The sequence below is a fragment of the Bacillus sp. M6-12 genome (assembly GCF_002860285.1).
Taxonomy (GTDB): domain Bacteria; phylum Bacillota; class Bacilli; order Bacillales; family DSM-1321; genus Peribacillus.
On sequence record NZ_PGVF01000009.1, the window covers coordinates 65,869 to 90,436 of the forward strand.

Consider the following 24,568-nt stretch of genomic DNA (forward strand, 5'->3'; position numbering starts at 1 on the left):
CCATTGGAGATTCGGATATCTTCCGTTTTCATATTTTTTATAAAAATATATAGGAGGGGTTGGCATGGTTCTTGTTGGAAAAATAGTTATTTATATTATTATGACTTGCGCAGTTATTGGAGCTATTGCAGCTATCAGAAACAGTGACGAAGGATTAGGAAAACAATTTATGGAAGGTTTACATGCCATTGGGCACATCTTTGTACCTGCAGCAGGTATCATGGCTTCCATACCGTATTTATCATGGTTCATAGACAAGGTTTGCGGACCATTTTTTGCTGCCATTGGGGCAGACCCTGCTATCGCAGCAACTGCTATTCTAGCAACAGATATGGGTGGATATCAATTGGCACAAGTGCTGCAAGAATCCTACGAAGGCTGGATTATGGCTATGATCGTTGGATTTATGGCTGGAGCGACGATTGTATTCTCTATCCCAATGGGGTTGGCCATGCTTGATAAACGTGACCATAAATACATGGCATTGGGATTCATGAGCGGTGTTTTAACAATTCCGATTGGGGCATTCATTTCAAGTGTTTTAATCCTGATGACTAATTCAAAGGTTCGGGACGAGATTTCAACAACAGCTGATTCAACATACGAATTTGTATACAGTTATGGAAAGATATTGTTAAATTTATCGCCATTATTGCTGTTCGTTATTGTCATTGCCCTTGGATTATACTTCATGCCGGATTTAATGATAAAAGGGTTTATGTGGTTCGGCCGAATCATGGATGCCGGTATTAAGCTTGTACTTGTATTCTCAATTGTAGAAATTTTTACTGGCTTATTCTCAACTGTTTTTGGCAGCTGGGGATTCCATCCAATCATGGCGGACAAAGAGGACCAGTTCCGAGCCTTAGAAACTGCTGGATATATAGGGGTAATGCTTGCGGGAGCTTTCCCGATGGTATACTTGCTGCAAAAATATGCCGGAAAGCCGCTTGAAGCTGCGGGTAGTAAGATAGGTTTAAGCAAGGAAGGCAGTGCCGGTATTTTAGCTACTATTGCCAATATCCTTGCAATGTTTAAGCTTGTGCGCACGATGCCGCCTAAAGACAAAGTAATCAATATTTCATTTGCCGTTTGTGCAGCATTCCTGCTTGGGGATCATTTGTCTTTTACCGCTAACTTCCAACCGACATTAATTCTTCCAATCATTGCTGGCAAATTGAGTGCAGGTGCAATTGGAATTGCCCTTGCCTATTGGCTTTCCGTTCCAAAAGCACTTGAGCTTGAAAAGAAAGACCGTGAAGCTGGTATTATCGGCAAAGATGAATACTTAAGCTCATCAGATATTGGTGCAGGAAGAAAATCAAAGGCAATTTAATTCTGGAAGCATCAAATGAGAGGGTTGTTTCTATGACTGAAGAAAAAAAACGTTTTATACAAGAATTTGTTCCGGGCAAACAAGTCACCTTAAGCCATTTAATTGCTAATCCGGACCCCGATATGTTTGAAAAATTGGGTATCCAAGAGACAGGAGCCCTTGGAATCCTTACATTAACACCGAGTGAAACAGTTATCATTGCAGGCGACCTGGCGACTAAAGCGGCTAACGTACGGATTGGTTTTCTCGATCGATTTACAGGAAGCCTAGTTATTATCGGAAGTGTATCAGAAGTGGACATGGCGATGTCTGAAATCAATCGCTTTCTATCGGAAACACTGGGATACACTCCTGCAAAAATTACTAAATCCTAGGCTGGCTGACTGGCAAAGATAAGGAGGTTCTATGTTGGCTAAACATAAGGCAATGCTCATAGGATCAATTGGAGCTGGAAAATCAACCTTGACCAATTCGCTGCTGGGTCGAGAAGTGAAGGCAGTAAAAACCCAATCATTGAATTATTATGACTGGATAGTGGATACGCCTGGGGAATACACGGAAAATCCTTTATTTTATAAAAATATCATGGCGACAGCACTCGAGGTAACACATGTTTTATATTTACAGGATGCTACGAATCAAAAGCTGATTTTCCCACACGGATTTAGTTCTGGATTCAACAAGCTGGCTATTGGAGTTGTTACGAAAAGTGATTCAGAACGTGCCGATGTAAATCTTGCTGTGTCCCAGTTAAAACGGGTTATCGCCAAGGGGCCAATCGTAATCACTTCTTCTTATAAAAATGAGGGGATACAGGAGATTCGAGAGCTTGTCCAGCTAAATTCATTAGAAGAAATGAAAGAGTATGCAAACAATAACTATTCTGCTAACATAATATTTGCGTGAAAACCTTTACAAATAACAGAAAATAACTTATATTCTGTATATACAAAAGAATGTGAAATGGCAATGGCGCCTCATCCAGCTATCTTGGTACAGATAGCTCGCTGAGGTGCCATTTTTTTATGTTAATATATTCCTTTTAAGCTAAGCGTCAATTCTGTTCCAGCCATCCAATATTTTAATTTGGGTATGGTTATTCCCATAACGCAATTCAAACAAATACAGAATTTAACAGGCGCTTGCATATTTACAGGAGTGGTGAGAATGAGTCGTTATGGCCCGCAAAAAGAGGCAATTATCAGTGCAGGCATTGATATCGGAACCAGTACAACGAAGGTCGTTATCAGCCGGTTCTCTTTAATGAATATGGCAGGGGGAACTCATATGCCGCGTATCGAGATCATTGATAAGGAAGTGATATACCGGAGCCCTATTTATCGGACACCACTTTTATCTGATACAGATATAGATATCGTGTCAGTTGAACAGCTAGTAAACAATGAGTATAAAAAGGCTGGGATTGAAAGCAGGGAAATAAAAACGGGTGCAGTCATTATTACAGGGGAAACGGCTACTAAGAAAAATGCGGAAGAAATGATTCATCACCTTTCCGACCAAGCCGGGGAATTTCTTGTCGCAACAGCAGGGCCTGACCTTGAGGGCATTATAGCTGCTAAAGGATCCGGAGCTTTCCAATACTCACAAAAAACAGGCAAAGTCATTGCGAATATCGATATTGGCGGTGGAACTGCTAATGTTGCCGTTTATAAATCTGGCAAGCTGTGCGGTACCTGTACATTACATATCGGTGGAAGACTGATCGAATTTGCAGCGGGAAAAGTGAAAAGCATTTCTCCTCCAGTCAAAAGATTACTTTCTCAAAAAGGCTGGTCACTGGCCGAAGGTGATAATTATAAAGAGGAAACTATTAAGTTAATAACGAATTATATGGCAGATTTGGTGGCTCGTATGTTAGATCATAAGCTCACAAAAGAAGACCATGTCCTGCTGCTAGGCCATGAGCCTAATTGGATAGAGAACATTGATGTGATTATGATTTCCGGCGGAATCAGTGAATGCATCTATAAATACGAAGACCAATCAAACATTGTGGCTCAATACGATGATATTGGCAATACCCTGGCAGCATCCCTAAAATCCAATTTGCAATTATCTCTGTGGCCATGGATCGAGCCAGATGAAACCGTTCGAGCAACCGTGTTGGGAGCCGGTACACAAACAACTGAAATCAGCGGAGCTACCATACAGGTCAATAAAAACGATCTTCCACTGAAGAACCTCCCAGTTTTCCAGGTCAGATTGGAACAAGATTTTTCAAAGGGCATTAAAAAGTTAAACGCGTCAGTAAAGGAAGCGTTGGAAATTTATGATCCACAAGGTGAAGGGCTAAATTTCGCGATGTATATTACGGAACTGCCTTATTTAAGTTTCCGTGAAATTCAGGAGCTGGGAACTTCCATAATTGAAGCGTTCTCTAAAAGGCCAAAAAGTGAACAGCCCATTGTAATCGTTTTAGAAAGTGACTACGCAAAAGTACTGGGCCAGACGATAAATTTGCTTGCACCACAACAAAACTTGATCTGCATCGACCAAATTAAGGTAGAAAATGGCGACTATTTAGATATTGGAAGCGTATTGCAGACCAGCGTAGTTCCTGTGGTTATCAAAACATTGACTTTCCACAGCTAGGAGAGGGGGATCAAATTGAGATTAAGCACAAAATACTTAGGTATTGTTTATCAATTTACTTCATTAAAGGATTTGCTGGCAAAAGCAAATGAAGAGAAATCCGGAGACCGACTGGCCGGGATTGCAGCGGAAACGGTTCAGGAGCGTATAGCGGCAAAACAAGTATTAAGTGAAATTACATTATCTGACATAAGAGAAAATCCTTTGCTATCCCCAGAAGATGATGAGGTTTCAAGAATCATTGAAGGAGAGCTCAATATACCAGTCTATAATTCGATAAAAAACTGGTCCGTCTCTGAGCTTCGTGAATATATTTTATCCGATAGCACGTCAGGCGAAGACCTGCAGCGGCTCGGCAGAGGGTTAAACAGTGAAATGATTGCTGCTGTTGCTAAAATTATGTCAAATCTTGATTTGGTGCATGCGGCAAACAAGATTGAAATATTATCAAAATGCAATATTACGATCGGGCAAAAAGGGGTATTGGCTTCAAGGCTCCAGCCAAATCATCCAACTGATAATGTGGAAGGGATGATAGCTTCCTTAAAAGAAGGTTTATCTTATGGCATTGGAGATGCGGTTATTGGCATAAATCCTGTCGATGATTCCGTTGAAAGTGTAAAACGGCTTTTGCATGCTACCTACGATTTCATTCAAGACTGGCAGATCCCTACGCAAAATTGCGTATTAGCACATGTAACTGCCCAGATGAAGGCCATTAAGCAGGGTGCCCCTGCTGACATGATTTTTCAAAGCATTGCTGGAACGGAAGCGGCTAACCGTTCGTTTGGTATCTCGGCTTCGCTATTAGAAGAGGCGAATGAAATGGCCAAATCTTATGGTACTGGGACGGGTCCGCAGCGGCTGTATTTTGAAACAGGCCAGGGATCAGAGCTTTCAGCAGAAGCCCATTTTGGAATTGACCAAATGACATTAGAGTCAAGAAATTACGGTTTTGCCCGCTATTACGATCCTTATATTGTAAATACAGTTGTTGGCTTTATCGGACCTGAGTATTTATACAATAACAAACAAGTAATCCGTGCAGGGCTGGAAGATCACTTTATGGGCAAGATGCACGGGATTCCGATGGGTGTAGACATTTGCTACACCAACCATATTAAAGCAGATCAAAACGACATTGAAGACCTTGGGGTTTTGCTCACGGCAGCAGGGGTGAACTTTATTATTGCAACCCCGATGGGGGACGATTGCATGCTGAACTATCAATCTATGAGTTACCACGACGTGGCTACACTAAGACAAACTATGAATAGGCGGCCAGCACCTGCGTTTGAGAAATGGTTAGAGAAAATGGGGATATATGAAAATGGGAAATTGAGTAAGATAGCCGGGGATCCAACTATTTTCACCCGATAGGAGGTGTTCGCAATGAATCATGAGTTAGTAGAAAAAGTCACCAAATTGGTAATTGAAAAACTGGCATCTCAGTCCAATGGAGAATCAAAAAATCCCTCTGATGAGATAGTCAGGTTTACAGGTAATTACAGCGGCCTCCAGCCTGCTACTGGGGAAAGAGCAGAAAATAATCCTCCAGATGGGTATGTGGCTTTTCGAAAACATAATGATGAAGTTCAATCTACTGTAACTTACCAAGTGGAACAAACAACGAAGCCTAATAAAAGAGCGTATCAGTTTGAAAAGAAAACGGAAGAAGAAGGTATTAAGGACCCTCTCAACAAAGAAGAACTCGACCGGCTGAAGAGTCAAACGCCGGCACGAATCGGAGTTGGGCGAGCGGGACTAAGGCCAAAGACAAATACATGGCTAAAATTCAGATTTGATCATGCTGCTGCAGTAGATGCTGTTTATGGGGATGTAAGTGAAGAATTATTGAACAGTTTAAAGCTTTTTTCAGTGAATACACAAGTTCTCGATAAAGAAGTCTACATACGCCGTCCGGATTATGGCAGGAGACTTTCCGAAGATGCCATTGCAAAGATACAAGAGAGATGTGAAAAATCTCCAGTGGTGCAGATTATTGTGTCAGATGGTTTAAGTTCAGCGGCAATTGAAGAAAACCTGGAGGATGTGTACCTATCTCTCCAGCAATCTTTGAAAAGCCTTGGCTTGGAAGTAGGAACTCCTTTTTATATAGAAAAAGGCAGAGTAGCCGTGATGGATGATGTAGGAGAGCTGCTTAAGCCCGAAGTTATTGTTTTATTAATCGGTGAGCGACCTGGGTTAGTAAGCGCAGAGTCATTGAGTGCATATTTGTGCTATAAGCCGAGAAAAGGGACGATTGAAGCAGACAGAATGGTAGTCTCCAATATCCATAGAGGCGGTATACCTCCTGTTGAGGCCGGTGCTTACCTTGGGACGTTAATTCAAAAGATACTTGACTATCAAGCTAGTGGAGTATCATTAGTCCAAAAAGAAAAGTAGGAGGTGTTTTAAATGTCATTAGCAAGGATTCATGCAGAGGTCTTAGCTATCCGAATTATTCCTAATGTTGATTCTGCTCTCGCTGCACAATTTAACTTGCAGCCACATCAGCGGAGTTTAGCGATTTTTACATCAAACATTGATGATGTAGGCTATACAGCTCTAGACGAAGCCACAAAACGGTCAGATGTAGACGTAGTGTATGCCCGCTCTTTTTATGCCGGTGCTGCGCATGCCTCCGGGCCGTTATCAGGTGAAATGATTGGCGTCTTGGCTGGACCAAACCCTGATGAAGTTAAAAGCGGAATAGAGGCAGTGCTGCAGACTGTAGCTTCCGATGCCTATTTTGAAGCACTGAACGAGGATAAAAGCCATGCACTCTATGCGCATGTAGTAGCGAGAACAGGCACCTATCTTTCAAAGGAAGCCGGAATCAGGCAGGGTGATCCGCTTGCTTACCTTATCGCTCCGCCGCTTGAGGCCGTATATGGGCTGGATGCCGCTTTAAAGGCAGCTGATGTTGAACTAGTTAAGTTTTTTGGGCCGCCATCTGAAACGAATTTCGGAGGAGGACTCCTGACTGGCTCTCAGTCTGCCTGCCAGGCGGCAGCGGATGCATTCAGGGATGCCATAATGGGTATCTCTCAAAACCCAAAAAAGCTCTAAATATATAGAAGTTGAGGGAAGGAGTGAAAGAATTGCAGTTTGACCAAGATCTCCAATCGATCCAGGAAATGCGGGATGCGGTTCAAAAGGCGAAAGAAGCACAGCAGAAATACCTGGCGTATTCTCAGGAACAAGTGGATGCAATAGTAAAAAGAGCTGCAGATGCTGCATTCAGCAAATCGCTTGAACTGGCAAAATTAGCTGTAGATGAAACAAGAATGGGTATTGTGGAACATAAAAAAATAAAGAATGAAGTAGGTTCCCGTGCTGTTTATGAATCTATTAAAAATGAAAAAACAGTAGGGATTATTAACGAAGACCCTGTTAAAAAGATAGTCGAGGTAGCAGCGCCATTTGGTATAATTGCGGGCATTATCCCGACCACAAATCCTACTTCAACAGCCATTTTTAAAGCTTTGATTGCACTGAAAACAAGGAATGCAATAGTCGTCAGCCCACACCCGCGTGCTGTTAATTGCACTGTGGAAGCCTTAAAGATCTGTCTCGAGGCTGCCATTGAGGCCGGGGCGCCTGAAGGTTTGATTGGGTGGATATCAAAGCCATCGATGGCTGCAACAAATGAATTGATGAAACATAAAGATGTAAACTTAATTTTGGCAACCGGGGGCGGGGGACTTGTTCGTGCTGCATATAGTTCCGGCAAGCCAGCCTACGGGGTAGGTCCGGGAAATGTTCCGGTCTATTTAGAAAAGACGGCAAATGTTTCACGGGCAGTTAAAATGATAGTTGAAAGCAAAACGTTTGATAATGGGACGATTTGTGCAACTGAACAGTCAATCATTGTTGACCGAAATATTCAGCAAATGGCGTTAAGAGAGCTGAAAAACAATGGGGCATACCTTTTGAATGAGGAAGAAAAAAATCGCCTTGAAAAAATTATTTCTCCGTCACCAGGGCATTTAAATCCTGACATTGTAGGCCAGAGTGCTGTAAAAATTGCTGAAATGGCAGGTGTAAATGTTCCTTCTTCTACAAGGCTTCTGGTCGCAGAAGAAACAAGGGTTGGGAAAAATATTCCGTTTTCAATTGAAAAGCTTTCACCGATTTTCGCGCTCTATACAGCAGAAACTTATGAGGAAGCAAAAGAGCTTTGCTGGAAGCTGCTGAATTTGGGTGGAAGAGGGCACAGTTTATCACTGCACACCAGTGATGACAATATCGCCAGAGAGTTTGCCCTAGAAATGCCTGTTTCAAGAATGATGGTTAATACACTGTCGTCCATTGGTGCAGTTGGGGCAACTACAGGTTTGATGCCTTCCCTGACACTGGGCTGCGGGTCCTTTGGCGGTAATATCACCTCAGACAATGTAACAGCGAGACATTTAATCAATATTAAAAGAATGGCATACGGAATCAAGGATGTGTCCATTCCAGCACCTTCTCAAAATGAGTCTGCAGCTGCTTCCATCCAATCAGGCGACTCCGTAAATGAAATCGTTGACAGGGTTGTAAAACAAATTCAGCCCTCGGTCAATATTGATCCAAAAGCAATTGCTGAAATGGTGAATCAAGTAATCAAAAAATATCAAACCAACTAATTAGGAGGAATTTCAAATGGCAAGAGAATTAACAGCATTAGGTATGATTGAAACAAAAGGATTAGTGGCATCTATTGAAGCAGCAGACGCAATGGTAAAGGCAGCAAATGTACATCTGGTAGGCAAGGTCCATGTTGGAGGCGGTATCGTAACTGTATTGGTCCGCGGTGATGTTGGAGCTGTAAAAGCAGCTACTGACGCAGGTGGAGCGGCTGCACAGCGCGTTGGCGAACTGCTTTCCGTGCATGTAATTCCACGCCCTCACAACGAACTGGAGAGCATTTTGCCAAAGTTCGATATCGAAATATAATCGGGGTTTAGCGAATGAATCAGCAAGCCATACAAAAGGTTGTCGAAGAGGTAATCCAGCGATTAACTGGCATTGCCTCTGACAATCAATCTATTCCGATAGCCGTCTCTGCCAGGCATTGCCATCTTAATGAAGAAGATTTAGCAATACTTTTCGGTGAGGGCTTTACACTTACAAAAAAGGCGGACTTATCACAGCCGGGACAATTTGCCGCAAATGAAACCATTACAATTGTCGGACCCAGGGGAAGCATTGAAAAAGTTAGGATTCTTGGTCCTGCACGAAATTTGACACAGGTTGAAATAAGTAAAACAGATTCCATTAAGCTTGGTGCCAGGCCGCCATTGAGGGAATCGGGGAATATAAAAGCTTCTGCTCCCATTACCCTTGTTGGTCCTAACGGAAGTGTATATAAAAGGGAAGGCCTAATCATAGCCCAGGCCCATATCCATATGTCGGAAGAAGACGCAGCCGGATTTGGTGTGGAAAATGGTGAGTACGTCAAAGTAACCACTGAAGGAGAACGCCCAATAACAATGGAAAAAGTCCTGATACGGATTTCTCCGCGGTATAGACTTGAAATGCATATTGATACCGATGAAGCCAATGCAGCCCTGATTGCATCCGGTACCACAGGAATCCTTTCAAAATATGGTGGATTAACATGATTAGCCGGGAATTGATAGAGAAAATTGTTTTTGAAGTTTTAACAAAAATGAATGTGGCTGAATCAGCCGAGAATTTTTTGCACTCCAAACCTAATCTAATGGTTGTAAAAGGTGACAAGGAGATTGATATATCATCTCTGAAGCAGCTTGAATCTAAATGGAATGTACTTTTTACAAGTGCAAGTGATCCAAAGGAAGCTGTCCATGCAGTTCTTTTTTTAAATGCTGATCAAGATCTGTTGGTGAAAGGTGCATTGGGGATTGCCGACACTTCACAAAGCAGTTTACTTGCTAAATATCTTTTGAAGGGGTCCGAGGTTACCTTAATTCCTGACACTTTACTGGAGAATGCCATCTTAGCTGATGATCAGATAACCAAAAATGCTTATGCAGCCCAGCTGTTGGAATATAAGGAAAGACTTCAAACTTACGGGGTGAAAATTGAATCCCTGACAAATTTTTTGGAGTCTGCCGGCCAGAACCTTAAACAGCCTGAGCAAGCTCTTTCTTTTGAAGGCAAGTTGTTATCCCAAAAGGAAGTTCAGGCCAGCACCGAACAAGACATTAAGATCTCTGCCAAAACCATAGTCACACCATTAGCGCGCGACACTGCAAGGGATTTGGGGAAAACCATTTCGGTGATTGATTAGGAAGGACGGTAGTTACATGCAAATTGGTACTGTGATCGGAAATGTCTGGGCAACCCGTAAAGAGGAGAATCTCCGGGGGTTAAAGTTCTTAATTGTTCAGCCTGAACTCCCCGATGAGACTGCAGCAGGAACACCGTTTATTGCGGTGGACCGAATTGGTGCAGGTGTTGGCGATAAAGTTATGGTCACCACAGGAAGTGCAGCTGCAAATATGGAGCCGGAGCAAAACCTGCCCATTGATGCTCTCATTATCGGAATTATAGACTCTATTGACACAGAGAAGAGGTGATTTGGTTGGCAAAAGCGTTAGGAATGATTGAAACACGAGGTCTTATCGGTTCCATTGAGGCAGCAGATGCGATGGTAAAGTCAGCTGATGTCCGATTGGTAAAGCAGGAAAAAATTGACGGAGCTTTAGTTTCCGTACTGGTAGAAGGTGATGTCGGTGCTGTACAGGCAGCGGTAGACGCTGGAAAGGAAGCAGCCAAGAGAGTTGGGGAACTAGTATCATTCCATGTTATTCCAAACCCGGACGAGGGGATTGGAAACATGCTGCTGAAAGATCAAAAGGCATCTCCTGCCCCGCCAGTAAAAAAGCCAGAGGCAAAGTCAAAAAATAAGACAGGTAATGTTAACACCCCAAACACGCTGCAAGAGGAGCCGCCTTCAAAAAATGAGTAAAAAGAGGCTGGAAGCTTTTAATAATGGAGGACAACGCAATGGCATTTAAACGGCGCAAGATAGTTGTAGTTGGAGCTGGCTTTACCGGTGCAACAGCTGCCCTCCTGCTATCGCAGAAAGAACTGGGGGATGTCATATTATTCGATATTCCATCACAGACAAACCCTGCAAAGGGTAAAGCATTGGATATACTTCAGGCAAGCCCTGTCCAGAGATATAATGCAAACATAACTGGCACATCCAGCTATGAGGATATTAAAGATGCTGATTTAGTGCTGATTACTGCCGGACTGCCCCGGAAACCGGGAATGAGCCGCGATGACTTGGTGGCAACCAATGCAAAGATCATGGAAGAAGTATCCGCAAATATTAAACGCTATGCACCAAATAGTTATATTATCGTATTGAGTAACCCTGTTGATGCAATGACATATGTATGCTATAAGATTACGGGATTTCCTAAAAATCGCGTTATCGGCCAATCAGGAGTATTGGATACAGCGCGCTTCAACACTTTTGTCGCACAGGAACTAAACGTTTCCATAGAGGATGTAAGCGGTTTTGTACTAGGGGGACATGGAGATGATATGGTTCCTTTAGTAAGGTATTCATATATAGGCGGAATACCATTGGATAAAATCCTCCCAAAAGAACGAATTGATGCGATTGTAGAACGGACGCGAAAAGGCGGAGGAGAAATCGTTAATTTGCTGGGCCAGGGAAGCGCCTATTACGCACCAGCAGCATCAATGGTACAAATGGCTGAAGCGATCCTTAAAGATAAGAAAAGGGTACTGCCTTCGATAGCATTCCTAGAAGGGGAATATGGATACAATGACCTTTATCTGGGGGTACCAACTATCATAGGTGGGGACGGTATTGAAAGCATAATCGAAATTCCGTTGACAGCCGAGGAAAAAACGGCCTTGGACCGCTCAGCCCAGTCTGTCAGAAATGTAATCTCGATCTTGAATTAAAAATCCTTTTTATACCTGATTCGATAAAACGGCCTGAAATAGCAGGCCGTTTTATTGCGTCCATTCGGAAAGAGTCAACTATAGCGAATTCAATTTTCTTTTTGTCCTAATCCCAGCCCAAATAGCTACAATTAGTCCGCCTGCACTGTCTGCTATTAAATCGGACATCGTGTCCTTATTGCCACCTCCTTGCAATGTCATTCCGAATAATTGGTCAGATCCGAATTCATAGAATTCCCAAATGACTCCGCCCAGTACGGAGAAGGAAAATGTAAAGAGAAAGACGAACCAAGGTGAAATGTGTTCTCCTGCATTTCTGTGGGCCAGGCGTTCATACAATGCTATAGCAGCAAAAGCGAGAAGCACTCCGCTTAGCACATGCAGAAAAGTGTCCCACCAGCCAAGCCCGTACCAGCCTAGAATCGAACCTAGATATTGTGATGCAAAAAGAAATATTAGATAAGAAAAAATCAATGGCTGGTTAAATTGAAGTTTTGTAAATAGCGCCAATAATAAAGGGATAGCACCGCAAACGGCACCCCCTATGGCGACCAGCGATTTAAACGATTCACCTGATGTGTAATAGAAGACAGCGAGACCTGCCATAAACAGTACATACAGCAAGCTCAGTATTAAAACCAGCTTACGATTCACATTTTCACCTCCAGTTTTTATATCTTTGCCTTTTTCACACAGGCATAAATCGCGATTAGCAGGCCGCCCGCCATTCCTGCGAGCAGATCATACATAGTATCCTTATTGCCACCCAGCTGCATCGTATGAGTAAAGAAGAGGTCCCCGACGAATTCATAAATTTCCCAAAGCACACTGGAAACAACGGCAAGTGATAGAACGAACAGAAAAAGGATCATCTTAGAGACATCTTCCCGCTCCCTTCCAGGAATGAAAAGCTTATAAAGTGCGATCGCTATAAATCCAACCAGTCCGCCTTTGTAAAAATGGATTGTCGTGTCCCACCACAAGTGATGAAGGTAAAATTTAGCGATTGAACCTAAAAACGTTGTACAAAAGATCGCAATATAATAACCGATAATGATGGGAATGTTGAAAGGATTTTTTTTGGGAAACAAAAGCAAAATAGGCAGGGCACTAACTAGCACTCCACCAAGCGCAAGCTGCCAGCGCGAAGAATCTCCCTTTGAAAGGAAATAAAAGAATAAAGCAGCCATAAATAATACAAAAACAATAGCAAGCGCAATAATGACTTTACGTTTCACGTAGCCACCTCTTTTTTTGGAATCATTAAAATTATGACCAAAAAACGGTAAAAAAATCACCGAAGAGAAAATTGAATGAAATTGAGGTAAACAGTACAAAGAAACACAGTACTAAAACGAAGCACTGTGTTCCTATGACCGTATATTTACTAATTAACATATTGCTCCACCATTTTGATGTAACAATTTTTCTTGCAGCCTGGGAGAGTGCCTTCATTTTTAGGGTAACTTTATTAATGTTTGCCGTGGAAAATTCTATTATTGCTTAACCAGAGTAGAATAGCTTCCTGAATATATTTCTCCCGCTCTTGGAAGTGCTGGAAACTCTACTACTTACAGATTTTGTTTATGTCATGCTTTGTCATTGCCTTATGTACGCCCATGGCTCCTGACAAGGTAGTTTCTATAAATCTAAACAGGTTTTAGTAAGAAGTAAAGAAAGTAATATAAAGGATTTTTGCCGCAGGGGAGTAATATATATTAGATGGAAAACTGCTTCTGTGTGAGAATAAAAGGAGAAAATAATGAGTGTAAAATAAAAATGCTGATAATGTAGTTCTCAATCGTCTATTTCATTCACGACGTTGAAGAAATTATTACTATTGAAAATTGCGAAATGAAGGTATTTTGACTGCAGGGAAATTTATCTTTTTTTTCATCACAGTGTTTATTTTGCAAGCACCATTAGCGTTTGCTGTTATTTTGCTCGCGAAATTGCTAATTTAATAGTGAATGGAGGAGAAAATATTATAAATGAAAAAAGAAATTGCTATCGTGACAGGATCATCAAGCGGATTTGGTTTGTTGATTTCTTTGGAGCTTGCCAAACGTGGCTTTCAGGTTATAGCCACCATGAGAAGCCGGGAAAGAGCATTTGAATTATTGGAAAAAGCCGAAGTTTTTGGCGTAAGGAAAAATCTTGAAATCCATCAGCTGGATGTCGTGTCCGAAGAATCATTAGATAAATTTAGGGTGTTTCTTGATAATCTGGGCCGTGTTGATGTGGTAGTGAATAATGCAGGCTATGCTGGTGCCGGGTTTGCAGAGGAGATTCCAATCGAAGAATACAGGCGGCAGTTTGATACAAATGTGTTTGGCCTGATGGCAGTAACCCAGGCAGTTCTGCCATATATGAGGACGCAGCGTAAAGGGAAGATCATTAATATCAGCAGCATCAGCGGCAAAATCGGATTTCCGGGTTTATCGCCTTATGTGGCTTCCAAGCATGCTGTTGAGGGCTGGAGCGAGTGCCTCCGACTAGAAGTAAAGCCATTTGGAATTGAGGTTGCCTTAGTTGAACCCGGCTCGTACAGAACGAACATCTGGTCAAGCGGCAAGCAGGTAACCGGGAAATCATTGCAAGCTGACTCGCCGTACTATGATTATATGAAAAAAATTGAAGGCCATCTCCAAAAAAATGAGCCACAGTATGGGGATCCGCAGGATGTAGCCAATAAAGTAGCTGATCTTGCAGAGCAAAAAGGAGTTCCGCTCCGACATCCGATTGGAAAAGGTGTGAAAATGAGAATTTTTTTCAAGAACATCTTGCCTTGGAACATGTGGGAGAAGCTTGTTGAAAAAGGAATGAAAAGTAAAAGCTAAAAGGGGAGGATACATATGTGGAAACCGGGGATCAATCATATTGAATTCTGGGTTTCAGATCTGGAAAAATCATTAGCCTTTTACAGCGGGTTTTTTGAAACTATTGGCTGGAATCGCTTAAATAAAACTGCATTTAGTACAGGCACCATTGAGATTTATTTTAAGGAAGCAAAGGTATCGAGAAAGGATACAGCTGGACCAAGGCATATTTGTTTTCAGGCAGTCGAGCGAAGCATCGTGGACGAGGTATATCTTTATCTGAAAAAGCAGAATGCAGAAATCATAAGAGGTCCAATTGATGCGGATAACTATTCGCAAGGCTATTACACGATTGATTTTCGTGATCCAGACCGTTATGTGCTGGAGGTTGCATACACACCAAATATGGAAATGTAACAGAAAGGGAACCTCCCTTAAGCAGGTGAATGGCTAAGAGAGGCAACGTTACTGTTTCAAAATATATCCCGTTTAAAAAATCAGCCTTTTTTATGTACTCTTTTCTCAGCGGTTAGGATTGTTTCTTGAGTTTAGAAGGATTATTTATTTTATACCGTATATCTTTATTGAGCTTTCTATCGACGATTTTCGCATCGAACACAATAGCATCTCCAGCCGCAAGCTCAAGTTTTTTCAGTGTTTTGCTATAGCCGCACCAGGCTTCTCCAACTTCCAGCGGATTTTCTCCTGTAATTTTAACATTTTCAAAAATCAGGATTTCCTCTTCGGTTTCGTTGAAGTGGTTGTATTTCGTGGAAAACTCTTTGACAACTGCTTCAAATGGAACTTTCTCTTCAGGTAAATCCAGAACAGCTTTTTTGGGTTTTTCCTTTGATGCTTTTTTGCCGCCTTTTTCATTCGCAACTTTAATTTCCGGAGTCTCGCCAGCTACTGGCAGTTCCTCATTTGAAGGGGATTCTGGCAAGTCTAAAACAGACTCCCGACCAAAAGAACTGCTTTGCATTTCCTTTAGGTAAGCAGGGTGGACACAATGCATGGCCTCATTGGAAAATGAGACTACCGCTGTTTCATGCGAGCCGGCAGCTTCATAGCCAGTAATTGTAACAGTATAAGTGGTATTGTCCCGCTTATACAGATATTCATGCTTAGGCGTTTTCGCATTGGCTGACAAAAGGCCCCAATCTTTGAGCTTGGAGATATATTCGCTTTCATCGCTAAAAAGGATGTAATCTCCTTTTGGCGGAATGGTCGTAAACATAAATTGTTCCTCCTTGAAAATGAACGGTTTAGATTTAGCTATCTATGTATTTGCTTTAGCAGTTGAGATAAGTCTGCTTGATATCTTACTTGAGTATACATTGCCAGAGAATTCGCCGCTACTTGTTCATCTCGGGAATATTAGACTAGGGCAGGAACATGGTCTCCAATCCCAGGAAGATGCTGATAAAAGTACTTACATGAATTTGGATCATATTTTGTTTAGTTATTTTCAATATCGGTTATGTAAATATGGAAAGCTTAACGAGAGGGAGGGGAAATTAATGAGCAATAATGGAAAAGGTCTGAACCAATCAAAGCAGGGAAACGGTAAGAATCCTCCTGGTGAGGATTTTGCGCGGGATGCCAAACAAAACGGCAGCCAAGGTTTAAAAAAGGAAGATTTTTATGAACAAATGGGTGATAATCCGGAAGGGAATAAAATCAAAAAGGATAATGAAAAAGAATGATATCAGGCGACAGAGATCAGTTAAGCTTGGCTTTGCAGGTTTTTCTCAAAACAAAAAGCCTGCAATACCAGCCAAGTTGCGACTCAGTATGCAAGCTAGACAGTCTTTACTGCATTTGTCTTTTGCATGAGGTTGTTTATAACGTTGGTTTTAAATTTAGGGAATTGCTTTTCATAAAACTTTTCGAGGACATTATCGACAGAAAAGTCATCCTTGTATTCCATCCATTTTGGATGAGATTTAAACTCCTGCCAGGATATATGGAGGTTGCCGGTTTTGCTAATAACCGTTTTGATAAGTTTGGAAAATTTCTTTTTCCCGGAGTTATTAATTGTTCCATTAAGAAAATAGAGTTCCTGGGCGAACCGTTTAGGTTTCTGGACGCTGTGTATATCCAATAAGCTGTTTAGCCTGCTGAATATTTTCGCAGTGCTTTCTGCATCACTAAGCGCGCGGTGGGAGTGCTCATTTTCTTCAATATCCAGATATTCAAGTGCTGATGAAAGGCTTGGTGTACTGAAGGCTTTTAACACACCGTACATATAAACTTCCTGGATATCCAATAATCTGTCAGGCTGAAATAGATCTTGTCCAAATAGCTGGCAATCTGATTGGAAAAAACGGTAATCCTCTTTACCCCAGGAAACAAATACATAGCTGTCTCCTAAAAATTGAACGAATTTCTTATATGCTTCTTCAAAGGCCGGTGCTTCTGAAATCATTTCTTCTGTTATGTGAGTAAGCTTAATAGTGAACTTTGATAGAGGGCAGGAGGGTTTGACAAGAGTGGAAAATGTATCAATAATATTGCCATCATCATTGATTTTGACGGCACCTATTTCAACTATTTCACTTGGTTTATCTGTTGCATAGTTAAAACTATTTCTCTCCACATCAACGATAATATAATTCATAATCATCACCTTTTCTATATTGCTATTATACCAGAAAAAAGTGATTTTTGTTATATCAAAAAAAATGGATATATTGGAATTAGACTAAAAAGGGCACTTCCAATGGCTAAGTTAGATCAGACTTGCTTATTTGAACATACTTAAAAAGCATCCTCCTGAGAAGATGCCCATAAATAATCTTAGTAGGCAAAATAATGGCTGCCAATTTGTATTGATGTCTCACGTGTGAAAATCCAATCATCAGTAGCCAGCTTTGGGTTATAGTAGTAAAGCGAGCCGTAGGTAGGATCCCATCCACGAAAGGCGTCTTTAACTGCGCGGTAAGCCGAAGTGTTTGGTTTCAAGTAATATTGTCCATCATTTAGGGCGGTAAAAGCATTTTCTTGTTATTACTTTATGTATAGTGTCGGGAAACTTGTTTGAATCGACCCGGTTGAGAATCACGGCCGCAACAGCGACCTGGCCTTTATAGCTTTCTCCGCGGGCTTCTCCATTTACGATGTTGGCCATTTTATTCACATTATTTAACATGCTGAGCGTTTTTGTTCCAGCCAATCCGATTGCATCAATATTAAAATCCCGCTGAAATTGTTTCACTGCATTGGTTGTCAAAGGGCCGAAATATCCGGTTGCTCCCGCTTGCAAATATCCCATTTTCTTCAGAATGGTTTGTAAATGGATTACTTCTGCACCTTTGGAACCTTCAGCAAGCGGGGCAGCCTTTGCATCGGAATTAGTAAAACCAAGACTTAACACAAGCGTAATAACTGCCAACATAGAAAATAGCGTTCTCATAAAATTCATCACTCCTATTTTAAAATTCTAAAATTAAATACCTTTGCATAACCCTTTTACACCTTCCTTTCATCCGTTAAAGTAAAAAAGTGAATGCGATAAAATTTTCCCTTCCTATACCTGTATAAACTTATTTCTAAAAGTTGTTACTAAATTGTTATCTATGTAACATAATTTGATTAAAAAATTTGAGAGGGATCGCAGCAGCGTTTAGTTCCTTAATTTTTTTATAATATTAGCCATTTTGGGATTAGAAGGCAGGGGGCTGGGTTCCAAACGTCTGGAAGAATTCTTACTTCATTTTAAATAGGTTTAAATGGGTAGTTATCCTAATCGCTGATTTTAATAAGAAAAGCACAAATGGGGGTTAGATAAACAAAAGTGAAGCCCGCCTGAATTTTGAGGCGGGCTTTCATTTTTATCTGTTATTATTTATGCAGACAATATATCTCTTAATTGGGTGAAATTATCTGCCTTTTTACGGCTAGCTGCTATAAAGTTTATTGGACCTTCATATGCAAATCACCAGTCTTAGCCCAGCCTGCCATTTTAATAAGCATGTATAATCCAAGGGTGATGGCAATCGGCAAAATTACTCCTACAGCGATATAAATTAAGAATCCTGTAATGCCCTGTGTCGCTAAGATATTAAGTGGAGCAATTAAGGAATTCAGCCCCAGTCCGGCTAGCTCGTATGAAACCTGAAAGTCAAATCCAATCGTAGCAATGGGTGCACAGATAATTGCTGCCACAAAAGTCGGTATTACAAGCCTCGGATTTTTAATAAGATTCGGGAACTGGACCTTTGGTGTAATAAAGCATTGAGCCAAAAATCCGCCCAGGTCATTCTGGCGCAGGCTCATTGCAGTGAAACCTGCAAATTGAACTGTACAGCCAATTAGAGCAGCAGCGCTCGAGACTGGATCCATTTGTAAGGCTATTGCCAAGGCTGCGGATGAAGCGGGAGTCATCAGCAAGATGCTCCAAACCAATGAAATGACCATGGACGCAATGATAGGGGAACCCTGTACCGATGAAGTGATTTGTCCGCTAAGCCATTGCAGCAAAGGCGTTGTAACAGCAGCCAATCCTACACCGGCTACACCACCAACCAGGGTGGCAGCAGCTGGAATCGCAAACATGTCCAGCTTTGTTTTTCCAGTTAGCCTTTTTCCTACATAAGTAGCTATGGCAGCAGCAAGAACGGCACTGACCGGCTGGCCGGGGACAATCGTGAACAAACCTTCAGCAGTTTGATGTATCGCATTCCCGCCTACTGCAGCGGAAGCCATCGCACTATATATAACCAGCGTATTTCCGCCTAATTGATAAGCAATTCCTGCACCTATTGCCGGTGCAAGCAAAACCTTTGCTGCAGAACCGATTCCAATAAAAGCTTCCCAACCGATAAATTTCCCGAACGTTTCAAAAAGTAATCCAATTCCCAAAGTAACCAAAACAGCATTTGCTATCCCGGTGGAAGCTTTATACATTCGGTCTACAACATATTTTTTCATTTCTTCTTCACCCTTCTTTCAAAAACCTATGATCTGGTCTTAGTTGATTTTGTTATCCTAACATAAGTTTTCTGAATATGTAAATAACTTTTTTAATTCTGATAAATTAAAAACGCTTACATTTTTAAAGGGTTATGAATTCAAAGAAATTATTCTTATAAAAGATATTTAAATTTTAGTAATAGTTCCTGTAACAGATGTAATAAAGTTCAGCAAGGCATAGGGGTGAGCGAATAAGTGAAACTTAGGGTATTTATCCGAAGTTCCCCTAAAATTGCTTTTACATAAGCCCTTGTTGTAAATTGAAACTGCACATTGCAGGAAATCTGGGAACTAAAAAGCACCTGGAAATTCAATCCTCCAGTGCTCCATTAACATTATAGTTATTTAAATCTATTTCCAATTGCTCACCGAGTGCCAGCTTTGCGAGCTGTGATCCGATGAAGGGACCCATTGTCAAGCCTGAAGCTCCTAAACCGTTCGCCACTAAAATTCCATTCCAGCCGGGGAGCCCGCCAATGACAGGGAGGAATCCGGGAGTGAAGGGGCGGAACCCGACCCTTGCTTCAACAAAGCTGCCATAAGCCAAACCGGGTGCCACGTCCAGTGCTTTATTAATGACTTCCTGCAAGCCGCCTGCGGTAACCCGGGTATCATATCCTTCAATGTCATTTTCATGGGTTGCTCCGATGACGATTCTTCCATTCTCGAAGGCGAGGAGATATTGGTCGTGGGGAGGCATAACAACCGGCCAGTTATTTGTATCCGTTTCTGGAAGCTCAAGATGGACGATTTGTGCTTTTTGATAGCTTACATTAAATTGAACGCCTAACGGCTTCAACAGTTGATTTGCCCATGCACCGGCACAGACTATCACTGCCTCAGCAGTAAACTGCTGATCACCTGCTTTAACACCCGTTACTTTGCTTCCTTCAAAGAGAAGTGTGGCGTCGGCCTGGATAAGAACGGCACCGTTTTTCTTGGCAGCGCGCAGGAGCGAATCCCGGAGTGCTCTGCCGTCGACACGGGCTGCACCACTGATATGGATAGACGCATAGCCATCTGTGAGCGGAGGAAACAGCGAATTTGTCGCTTCCGCGGAAAGACGGCTTACCATACCAATTTCCGGAGCATCTTCCTTTCGGAGCGAAGCGCGTTCTTTCATTTTGTTTAGTTTTTCGGGATCGTTATGTATGCTAATAGCACCTACCTGGGCATAACCTGTTGACGTTTCTCCAGCCTTTTCCAGTTCTTCAATAAGGTTAGGATAAAATCGTGCTCCAGACTTGGCCAGCTGATACCATGCTTTGTTTCGGCGCTGTGAAAGCCATGGGCAGACAATGCCTGCAGCTGCATCAGTAGCCTGTCCTTTGTCTTTCCGGTCAACAATAACAACCTGGGCATCGTTTTTAGATAGCTGATAAGCAGTAGAAGCCCCAAGAATCCCTGCGCCAACAATAATAAATCTCCTCATTATTAACACCCTTTTTTATTTGCGTCGTAGTCTATTTATTATACTTTTCTATTTTAAAATAAGTAAGCAAGAGCATTATGTTTGCCTAAAACGCATACTTTCTAGCAAAGCCTGAGCAGGGAAATACCAAATATTGGACTTGCCATGTTATAATACCTTGTTCAGATTGAAAAAAAGGGGATACTTAAATGAAAAGCAGAACTTCGGTAATGGTAAGCATTGTGCTTGCAATGCTGGTGGCATCAATCGATTCAACAATTATGAATACAACGATGCCAATTATTGCGGATGAGCTTGGCAGGTTTGACCTGTATGCCTGGTCGTTTGCATCATATATGATTACGACTACGATTCTTTCACCGGTGGCCGGCAGATTGTCTGACATTTTCGGGAGAAAAAAAGTTTTCGCCTCAGGAATTATATTATTTTTAATAGGTTCACTTCTATGCGGGATTTCAGGGAATATGGTTCAACTGGTAATTTTCCGGGCCATTCAAGGGATTGGTGCCGGATTTATGATGCCTTTTCCTGCAATTATTGCCGGAGATCTTTTTCCAATTGAAAAAAGGGGGAAAATACAGGCTTTATTTTCAGCGATGTGGGGGATTTCCGCTATTATTGCCCCAATGCTGGGGGCATTCTTCGTTGAGTATATGACCTGGAGATGGATCTTTTTCATTAACTTGCCTGTTTGCGCAATTGCTTTCATAACACTGATGCCATATAAGGAAGACTATCAGCCAAAAGGGGCAAGTGTTGATTATATAGGAGCAATTCTTTTTGGTGCGGGTATTACTTTCCTTCTCTTAGTGACTATTGTAAAAGAAAATCAGCTTTTATACAGCTTATTGGGAATTGTATTGATAGCTGTTTTCTATTTTTATGAAAGAAAACAAGAGTCCCCAATTGTGCCGCTTTCTATGTTTAAAAACAGGACGATTTCGTGGATCAATATTAATGGCTTTATTGGTACAGCCGCCTTATTCGGCACATCCAGCTTCATTCCGCTGTTTCTTCAGGATATATCAGGACTTTCTGTTTTCTTAAGCGGTGTCGTTCTTCTTGGTATGTCGGCAGGCTGGATGGCAGCTGCCGTTCCTGCCGGCAAATGGATCATACAATACGGCTACCGGAAATTGCTGGTAGTTGGAAATTTTTTACTATTTATTTCAGGACTTTTGCTGTGGATATTAGATGAAAGTTACAGCTTTTGGTATGTATTGCTCATAATGACAATACAGGGACTGGCGTTTGGTTTATTATCTACGGTTGGAGTTATTGGCTGCCAGCAGCTGGTCGGGGAACATGAAAAGGGGATTTCCACTTCGTTCTTCATGTTTTGCCGCAATATGGGAACAGCCATTGGGGTAACGATTATGGGAGCGTTATTAGCTGGCGGAACAGACTTTATGGCAGGAATGCACCATTTATTTTTATTCGGGTTTGTTGGTAGTTTCTTTGCAGTGATCACCTCTTTTTTTATTGAAAATAATGACCCTGCCAATGTTTACAGAGCTAAAGGTTAATAAGCTTATTTCAAATAAACGCCTCAATTTGGGGTGTTTTTATTTTCAAAATAAGAAAGATTAACTTATTGAACGAGTACAGATGTCTAGCTCCAGCCAGGGCGCCTCCGCTCTTCTCAATTGCCAGGCACTTCATCCATATTGCATTCATACATTGATTTTGTTAGCTTAGCAATTCTGGAGGAGGATACACCATGGGATATCAAGAGCTTTACAATCAGTTTTTGTACCATTTAGGATGTTCAGAGGAATTTAAGAGAATGTAAGAGACATGCGCAGAGGATCCGAGGGCATATTTCAGTTATGGTGAAAAAGAAAGCGAGCATAAGGCTAGAGCATATCATTACCGGGCGCTGCTTGCCCAGCAATTCCCTGGGCAGCAAATGCCAATTGGCTTCCCAATGTAGGATAAAAAAAACAATTCCTGAACAATTTGTTCAGGAATTTTTCCAGTCTTTGGAGAAACATTATTTTTTAAAAAAGCTTTTAACTCTCTATCATTATCCGATAATGATTCGCTCTTTTGGGTAGTGATATGCGTTTTTGATTGGTTTTCCTCCCATAAAGAATAAGAAGGTGAACATCCCAATTTTTCCTATAAACATCAACATCATAATCACGACTTTCCCGGCAGTGGTTAGATCCGGAGTGATCCCAAGTGAAAGACCCACGGTGCCAAAAGCGGATGAAACTTCAAATATAATTTCCATTAAGGAAAAGTCGGGCTCAACGTTCATAAGGATGATTACTGCGACACAGCAGAGGAGTATGGCTGTTGTGAAGACGACGAATGACTTGATGATATCCACTTCATCGATTTCCCTTTTGAATACTTTTATCGTCCTGTTCCCATTCGCATAATAATAAATGGTGAGCAGCATCACTGCAAACGTGGTTGTCCTGATTCCACCGCCGGCACTGCTAGGGGATGCCCCGATAAACATCAGGATACTGAGAAACAAAAGTGTGGGTGCCGAAAATTCGCTGACATCGTTTATTGCCATTCCACCAGTTCTCGATGATATAGAATAGAACAAAGAATGGACGAAGGAATGGTGCAAGGCCTTGTCTTGATAGTAATGACTATACTCAAACAGATAGATAAAAATGGTTCCTATTACGATCAGCAGGAAAAAAGTAACGGTTGTGATTTTTGTAAACAAAGTAAACCTGAACGGTATATTTCCCCTATGGCTAAACCGTTCTCGCACCTCCATCAGGACCGGGAATCCAAGTGCCCCGATCATAAACAGTACCATATTAAAGCTCAGGACAAAATAATCCTTTGCAAACGGGATTAGCGATTTTCCCGTAATATCAAAACCAGCATTTGTCGTGGCACACACAGAGGCAAAGAAGCCCTGTAAATAAGCCTCTTGCCAGGTCGGAAAAAATTTCAGGAAATATGTACCCAATACCACAGCTCCAATTAATTCAATCACAACAAAGAAAAAGAGAATCATTCGTATCAGCCTAACGATTCCGGATACAGTCGCCTGGTTTTGTTCTGTTGTCATGAGCATTCGTTCCCTGAGCCCTATTTTCTTTCCGGATAAAAGCCATAGCATTGTTCCGAAAGCCATGATTCCAATTCCTCCGAACTGAAGAATGACAGCAAAAATAAACGTCCCAGGGACACTAAGAAGCTGACTTATGTCCAGTGTAGATAACCCTGTTACAGTTACCGCACTAATAGAAATAAATACTGCATCAATGAATGCTAACTCTGCATTAGCCTTTTGAGTTATAGGCAGCAATAATAAAATGGTTGATAGAGCCACTGCTAATAGATAATAAAAAACAATTATTTGAGCTGCTGAAAATCCTCGTGTTATGTTTGCTATTTTAGTGTTCATATTTCTCCAGTAATATATATTTATTGACAAAATTATACCTAATTACTTACAACAAATAAAGACTTAGCCCTGTACAAACTATCTATATTACTTGT

Annotated in this window: 25 protein-coding genes and 1 pseudogene; 18 read left to right on the forward strand and 8 right to left on the reverse strand. The window is 41.6% G+C overall.

From position 1 onward, the window contains the following. Window positions 1-64: 64 nt before the first annotated feature. The 14 genes from eutH (at window position 65) to mdh (ending at window position 11,866) form a co-directional block, all read left to right on the forward strand. Window positions 65-1,336, forward strand: a complete 1,272-nt coding sequence (gene eutH, locus CVD28_RS12080) for an ethanolamine utilization protein EutH (RefSeq protein ID WP_101592630.1) — start codon at window positions 65-67, stop codon at window positions 1,334-1,336. A 32-nt stretch (window positions 1,337-1,368) separates the two neighbouring features. Further along, window positions 1,369-1,710: an ethanolamine utilization microcompartment protein EutS gene (eutS, locus tag CVD28_RS12085; RefSeq protein ID WP_101592631.1), complete on the forward strand. Its 342-nt coding sequence runs from the start codon at window positions 1,369-1,371 to the stop codon at window positions 1,708-1,710. Window positions 1,711-1,741: 31 nt separating this feature from the next. Next, window positions 1,742-2,242: a EutP/PduV family microcompartment system protein gene (locus tag CVD28_RS12090; RefSeq protein WP_101592632.1), complete on the forward strand. Its 501-nt coding sequence runs from the start codon at window positions 1,742-1,744 to the stop codon at window positions 2,240-2,242. Between the two features lie 261 nt (window positions 2,243-2,503). Continuing rightward, a complete protein-coding gene (locus CVD28_RS12095) occupies window positions 2,504-3,949 on the forward strand; it encodes an ethanolamine ammonia-lyase reactivating factor EutA (RefSeq protein ID WP_101592633.1) in 1,446 nt (481 codons plus the stop codon). Between the two features lie 15 nt (window positions 3,950-3,964). Continuing rightward, a complete protein-coding gene (locus CVD28_RS12100) occupies window positions 3,965-5,329 on the forward strand; it encodes an ethanolamine ammonia-lyase subunit EutB (protein WP_101592634.1) in 1,365 nt (454 codons plus the stop codon). Window positions 5,330-5,341: 12 nt separating this feature from the next. Beyond that, on the forward strand, window positions 5,342-6,355 hold the full coding sequence (gene eutC, locus CVD28_RS12105; RefSeq protein WP_101592635.1) for an ethanolamine ammonia-lyase subunit EutC: 1,014 nt from the start codon (window positions 5,342-5,344) through the stop codon (window positions 6,353-6,355). A gap of 12 nt (window positions 6,356-6,367) precedes the next feature. Then, window positions 6,368-7,021, forward strand: coding sequence for an ethanolamine utilization microcompartment protein EutL (eutL, locus tag CVD28_RS12110; protein WP_101592636.1), 654 nt, complete (start codon window positions 6,368-6,370; stop codon window positions 7,019-7,021). Between the two features lie 32 nt (window positions 7,022-7,053). Beyond that, the gene (locus tag CVD28_RS12115; RefSeq protein ID WP_101592637.1) at window positions 7,054-8,580 is read left to right on the forward strand and encodes an acetaldehyde dehydrogenase (acetylating); all 1,527 of its coding nucleotides are present in this window, start codon (window positions 7,054-7,056) and stop codon (window positions 8,578-8,580) included. A gap of 16 nt (window positions 8,581-8,596) precedes the next feature. Further along, window positions 8,597-8,890, forward strand: coding sequence for an ethanolamine utilization microcompartment protein EutM (gene eutM / locus CVD28_RS12120; protein WP_101592638.1), 294 nt, complete (start codon window positions 8,597-8,599; stop codon window positions 8,888-8,890). A 14-nt stretch (window positions 8,891-8,904) separates the two neighbouring features. Further along, window positions 8,905-9,558: a phosphate propanoyltransferase gene (locus CVD28_RS12125; protein WP_101592639.1), complete on the forward strand. Its 654-nt coding sequence runs from the start codon at window positions 8,905-8,907 to the stop codon at window positions 9,556-9,558. After that, a complete protein-coding gene (locus CVD28_RS12130) occupies window positions 9,555-10,208 on the forward strand; it encodes a hypothetical protein (protein WP_101592640.1) in 654 nt (217 codons plus the stop codon). The genes CVD28_RS12125 and CVD28_RS12130 overlap by 4 nt, the downstream gene beginning before the upstream one ends. Before the next feature lie 16 nt (window positions 10,209-10,224). Further along, entirely contained in the window at window positions 10,225-10,497 is a 273-nt protein-coding gene (locus CVD28_RS12135; protein WP_101592641.1) for a EutN/CcmL family microcompartment protein, read from the forward strand. Window positions 10,498-10,502: 5 nt separating this feature from the next. Then, window positions 10,503-10,889, forward strand: coding sequence for a BMC domain-containing protein (locus CVD28_RS12140; protein ID WP_101592642.1), 387 nt, complete (start codon window positions 10,503-10,505; stop codon window positions 10,887-10,889). Window positions 10,890-10,927: 38 nt separating this feature from the next. Then, entirely contained in the window at window positions 10,928-11,866 is a 939-nt protein-coding gene (mdh, locus tag CVD28_RS12145; protein WP_101592643.1) for a malate dehydrogenase, read from the forward strand. Window positions 11,867-11,944: 78 nt separating this feature from the next. Here mdh and CVD28_RS12150 read toward each other — a convergent pair whose 3' ends face one another. Together CVD28_RS12150 and CVD28_RS12155 are read right to left on the reverse strand one after the other, a co-directional pair. Beyond that, on the reverse strand, window positions 11,945-12,520 hold the full coding sequence (locus tag CVD28_RS12150) for a hypothetical protein (protein WP_101592644.1): 576 nt from the start codon (window positions 12,518-12,520) through the stop codon (window positions 11,945-11,947). Between the two features lie 17 nt (window positions 12,521-12,537). Further along, window positions 12,538-13,104, reverse strand: a complete 567-nt coding sequence (locus tag CVD28_RS12155) for a membrane-spanning protein (protein WP_101592645.1) — start codon at window positions 13,102-13,104, stop codon at window positions 12,538-12,540. Between the two features lie 753 nt (window positions 13,105-13,857). Here CVD28_RS12155 and CVD28_RS12160 point away from each other — a divergent pair. Next, window positions 13,858-14,706 (forward strand): oxidoreductase, encoded by an 849-nt coding sequence (locus CVD28_RS12160; protein ID WP_101592646.1) that lies wholly within the window; start codon window positions 13,858-13,860, stop codon window positions 14,704-14,706. 15 nt (window positions 14,707-14,721) lie between these two features. Then, the gene (locus CVD28_RS12165; RefSeq protein ID WP_374702520.1) at window positions 14,722-15,102 is read left to right on the forward strand and encodes a VOC family protein; all 381 of its coding nucleotides are present in this window, start codon (window positions 14,722-14,724) and stop codon (window positions 15,100-15,102) included. A gap of 112 nt (window positions 15,103-15,214) precedes the next feature. Here CVD28_RS12165 and CVD28_RS12170 read toward each other — a convergent pair whose 3' ends face one another. Then, on the reverse strand, window positions 15,215-15,922 hold the full coding sequence (locus tag CVD28_RS12170) for a hypothetical protein (RefSeq protein ID WP_101592648.1): 708 nt from the start codon (window positions 15,920-15,922) through the stop codon (window positions 15,215-15,217). A 283-nt stretch (window positions 15,923-16,205) separates the two neighbouring features. Between CVD28_RS12170 and CVD28_RS27530 the strand changes: the two genes are divergently transcribed. Further along, window positions 16,206-16,391: a hypothetical protein gene (locus CVD28_RS27530; RefSeq protein ID WP_142384767.1), complete on the forward strand. Its 186-nt coding sequence runs from the start codon at window positions 16,206-16,208 to the stop codon at window positions 16,389-16,391. 95 nt (window positions 16,392-16,486) lie between these two features. Here the strand turns inward: CVD28_RS27530 and CVD28_RS12180 are convergent, their stop codons facing one another. The 4 genes and pseudogenes from CVD28_RS12180 to CVD28_RS12195 form a co-directional block, all read right to left on the reverse strand. Continuing rightward, a complete protein-coding gene (locus CVD28_RS12180; RefSeq protein ID WP_180954138.1) occupies window positions 16,487-17,305 on the reverse strand; it encodes an exonuclease domain-containing protein in 819 nt (272 codons plus the stop codon). Between the two features lie 179 nt (window positions 17,306-17,484). Beyond that, window positions 17,485-18,109 (reverse strand): annotated as a pseudogene (locus tag CVD28_RS29095) (cell wall hydrolase). A 491-nt stretch (window positions 18,110-18,600) separates the two neighbouring features. Next, on the reverse strand, window positions 18,601-19,617 hold the full coding sequence (locus CVD28_RS12190) for a PTS transporter subunit IIC (RefSeq protein WP_101592651.1): 1,017 nt from the start codon (window positions 19,615-19,617) through the stop codon (window positions 18,601-18,603). 352 nt (window positions 19,618-19,969) lie between these two features. Continuing rightward, window positions 19,970-21,091, reverse strand: coding sequence for an NAD(P)/FAD-dependent oxidoreductase (locus CVD28_RS12195; RefSeq protein ID WP_101592652.1), 1,122 nt, complete (start codon window positions 21,089-21,091; stop codon window positions 19,970-19,972). A gap of 188 nt (window positions 21,092-21,279) precedes the next feature. Between CVD28_RS12195 and CVD28_RS12200 the strand changes: the two genes are divergently transcribed. Further along, entirely contained in the window at window positions 21,280-22,617 is a 1,338-nt protein-coding gene (locus CVD28_RS12200) for an MDR family MFS transporter (RefSeq protein WP_101592653.1), read from the forward strand. Window positions 22,618-23,117: 500 nt separating this feature from the next. On the opposite strand, the gene CVD28_RS12205 is transcribed toward CVD28_RS12200, so the two are convergent. Further along, window positions 23,118-24,473 carry a TrkH family potassium uptake protein gene (locus CVD28_RS12205; protein WP_101592654.1) on the reverse strand — a complete coding sequence of 452 codons (1,356 nt, stop codon included), beginning with the start codon at window positions 24,471-24,473 and terminating at the stop codon, window positions 23,118-23,120. Between the last annotated feature and the right edge of the window lie 95 nt (window positions 24,474-24,568).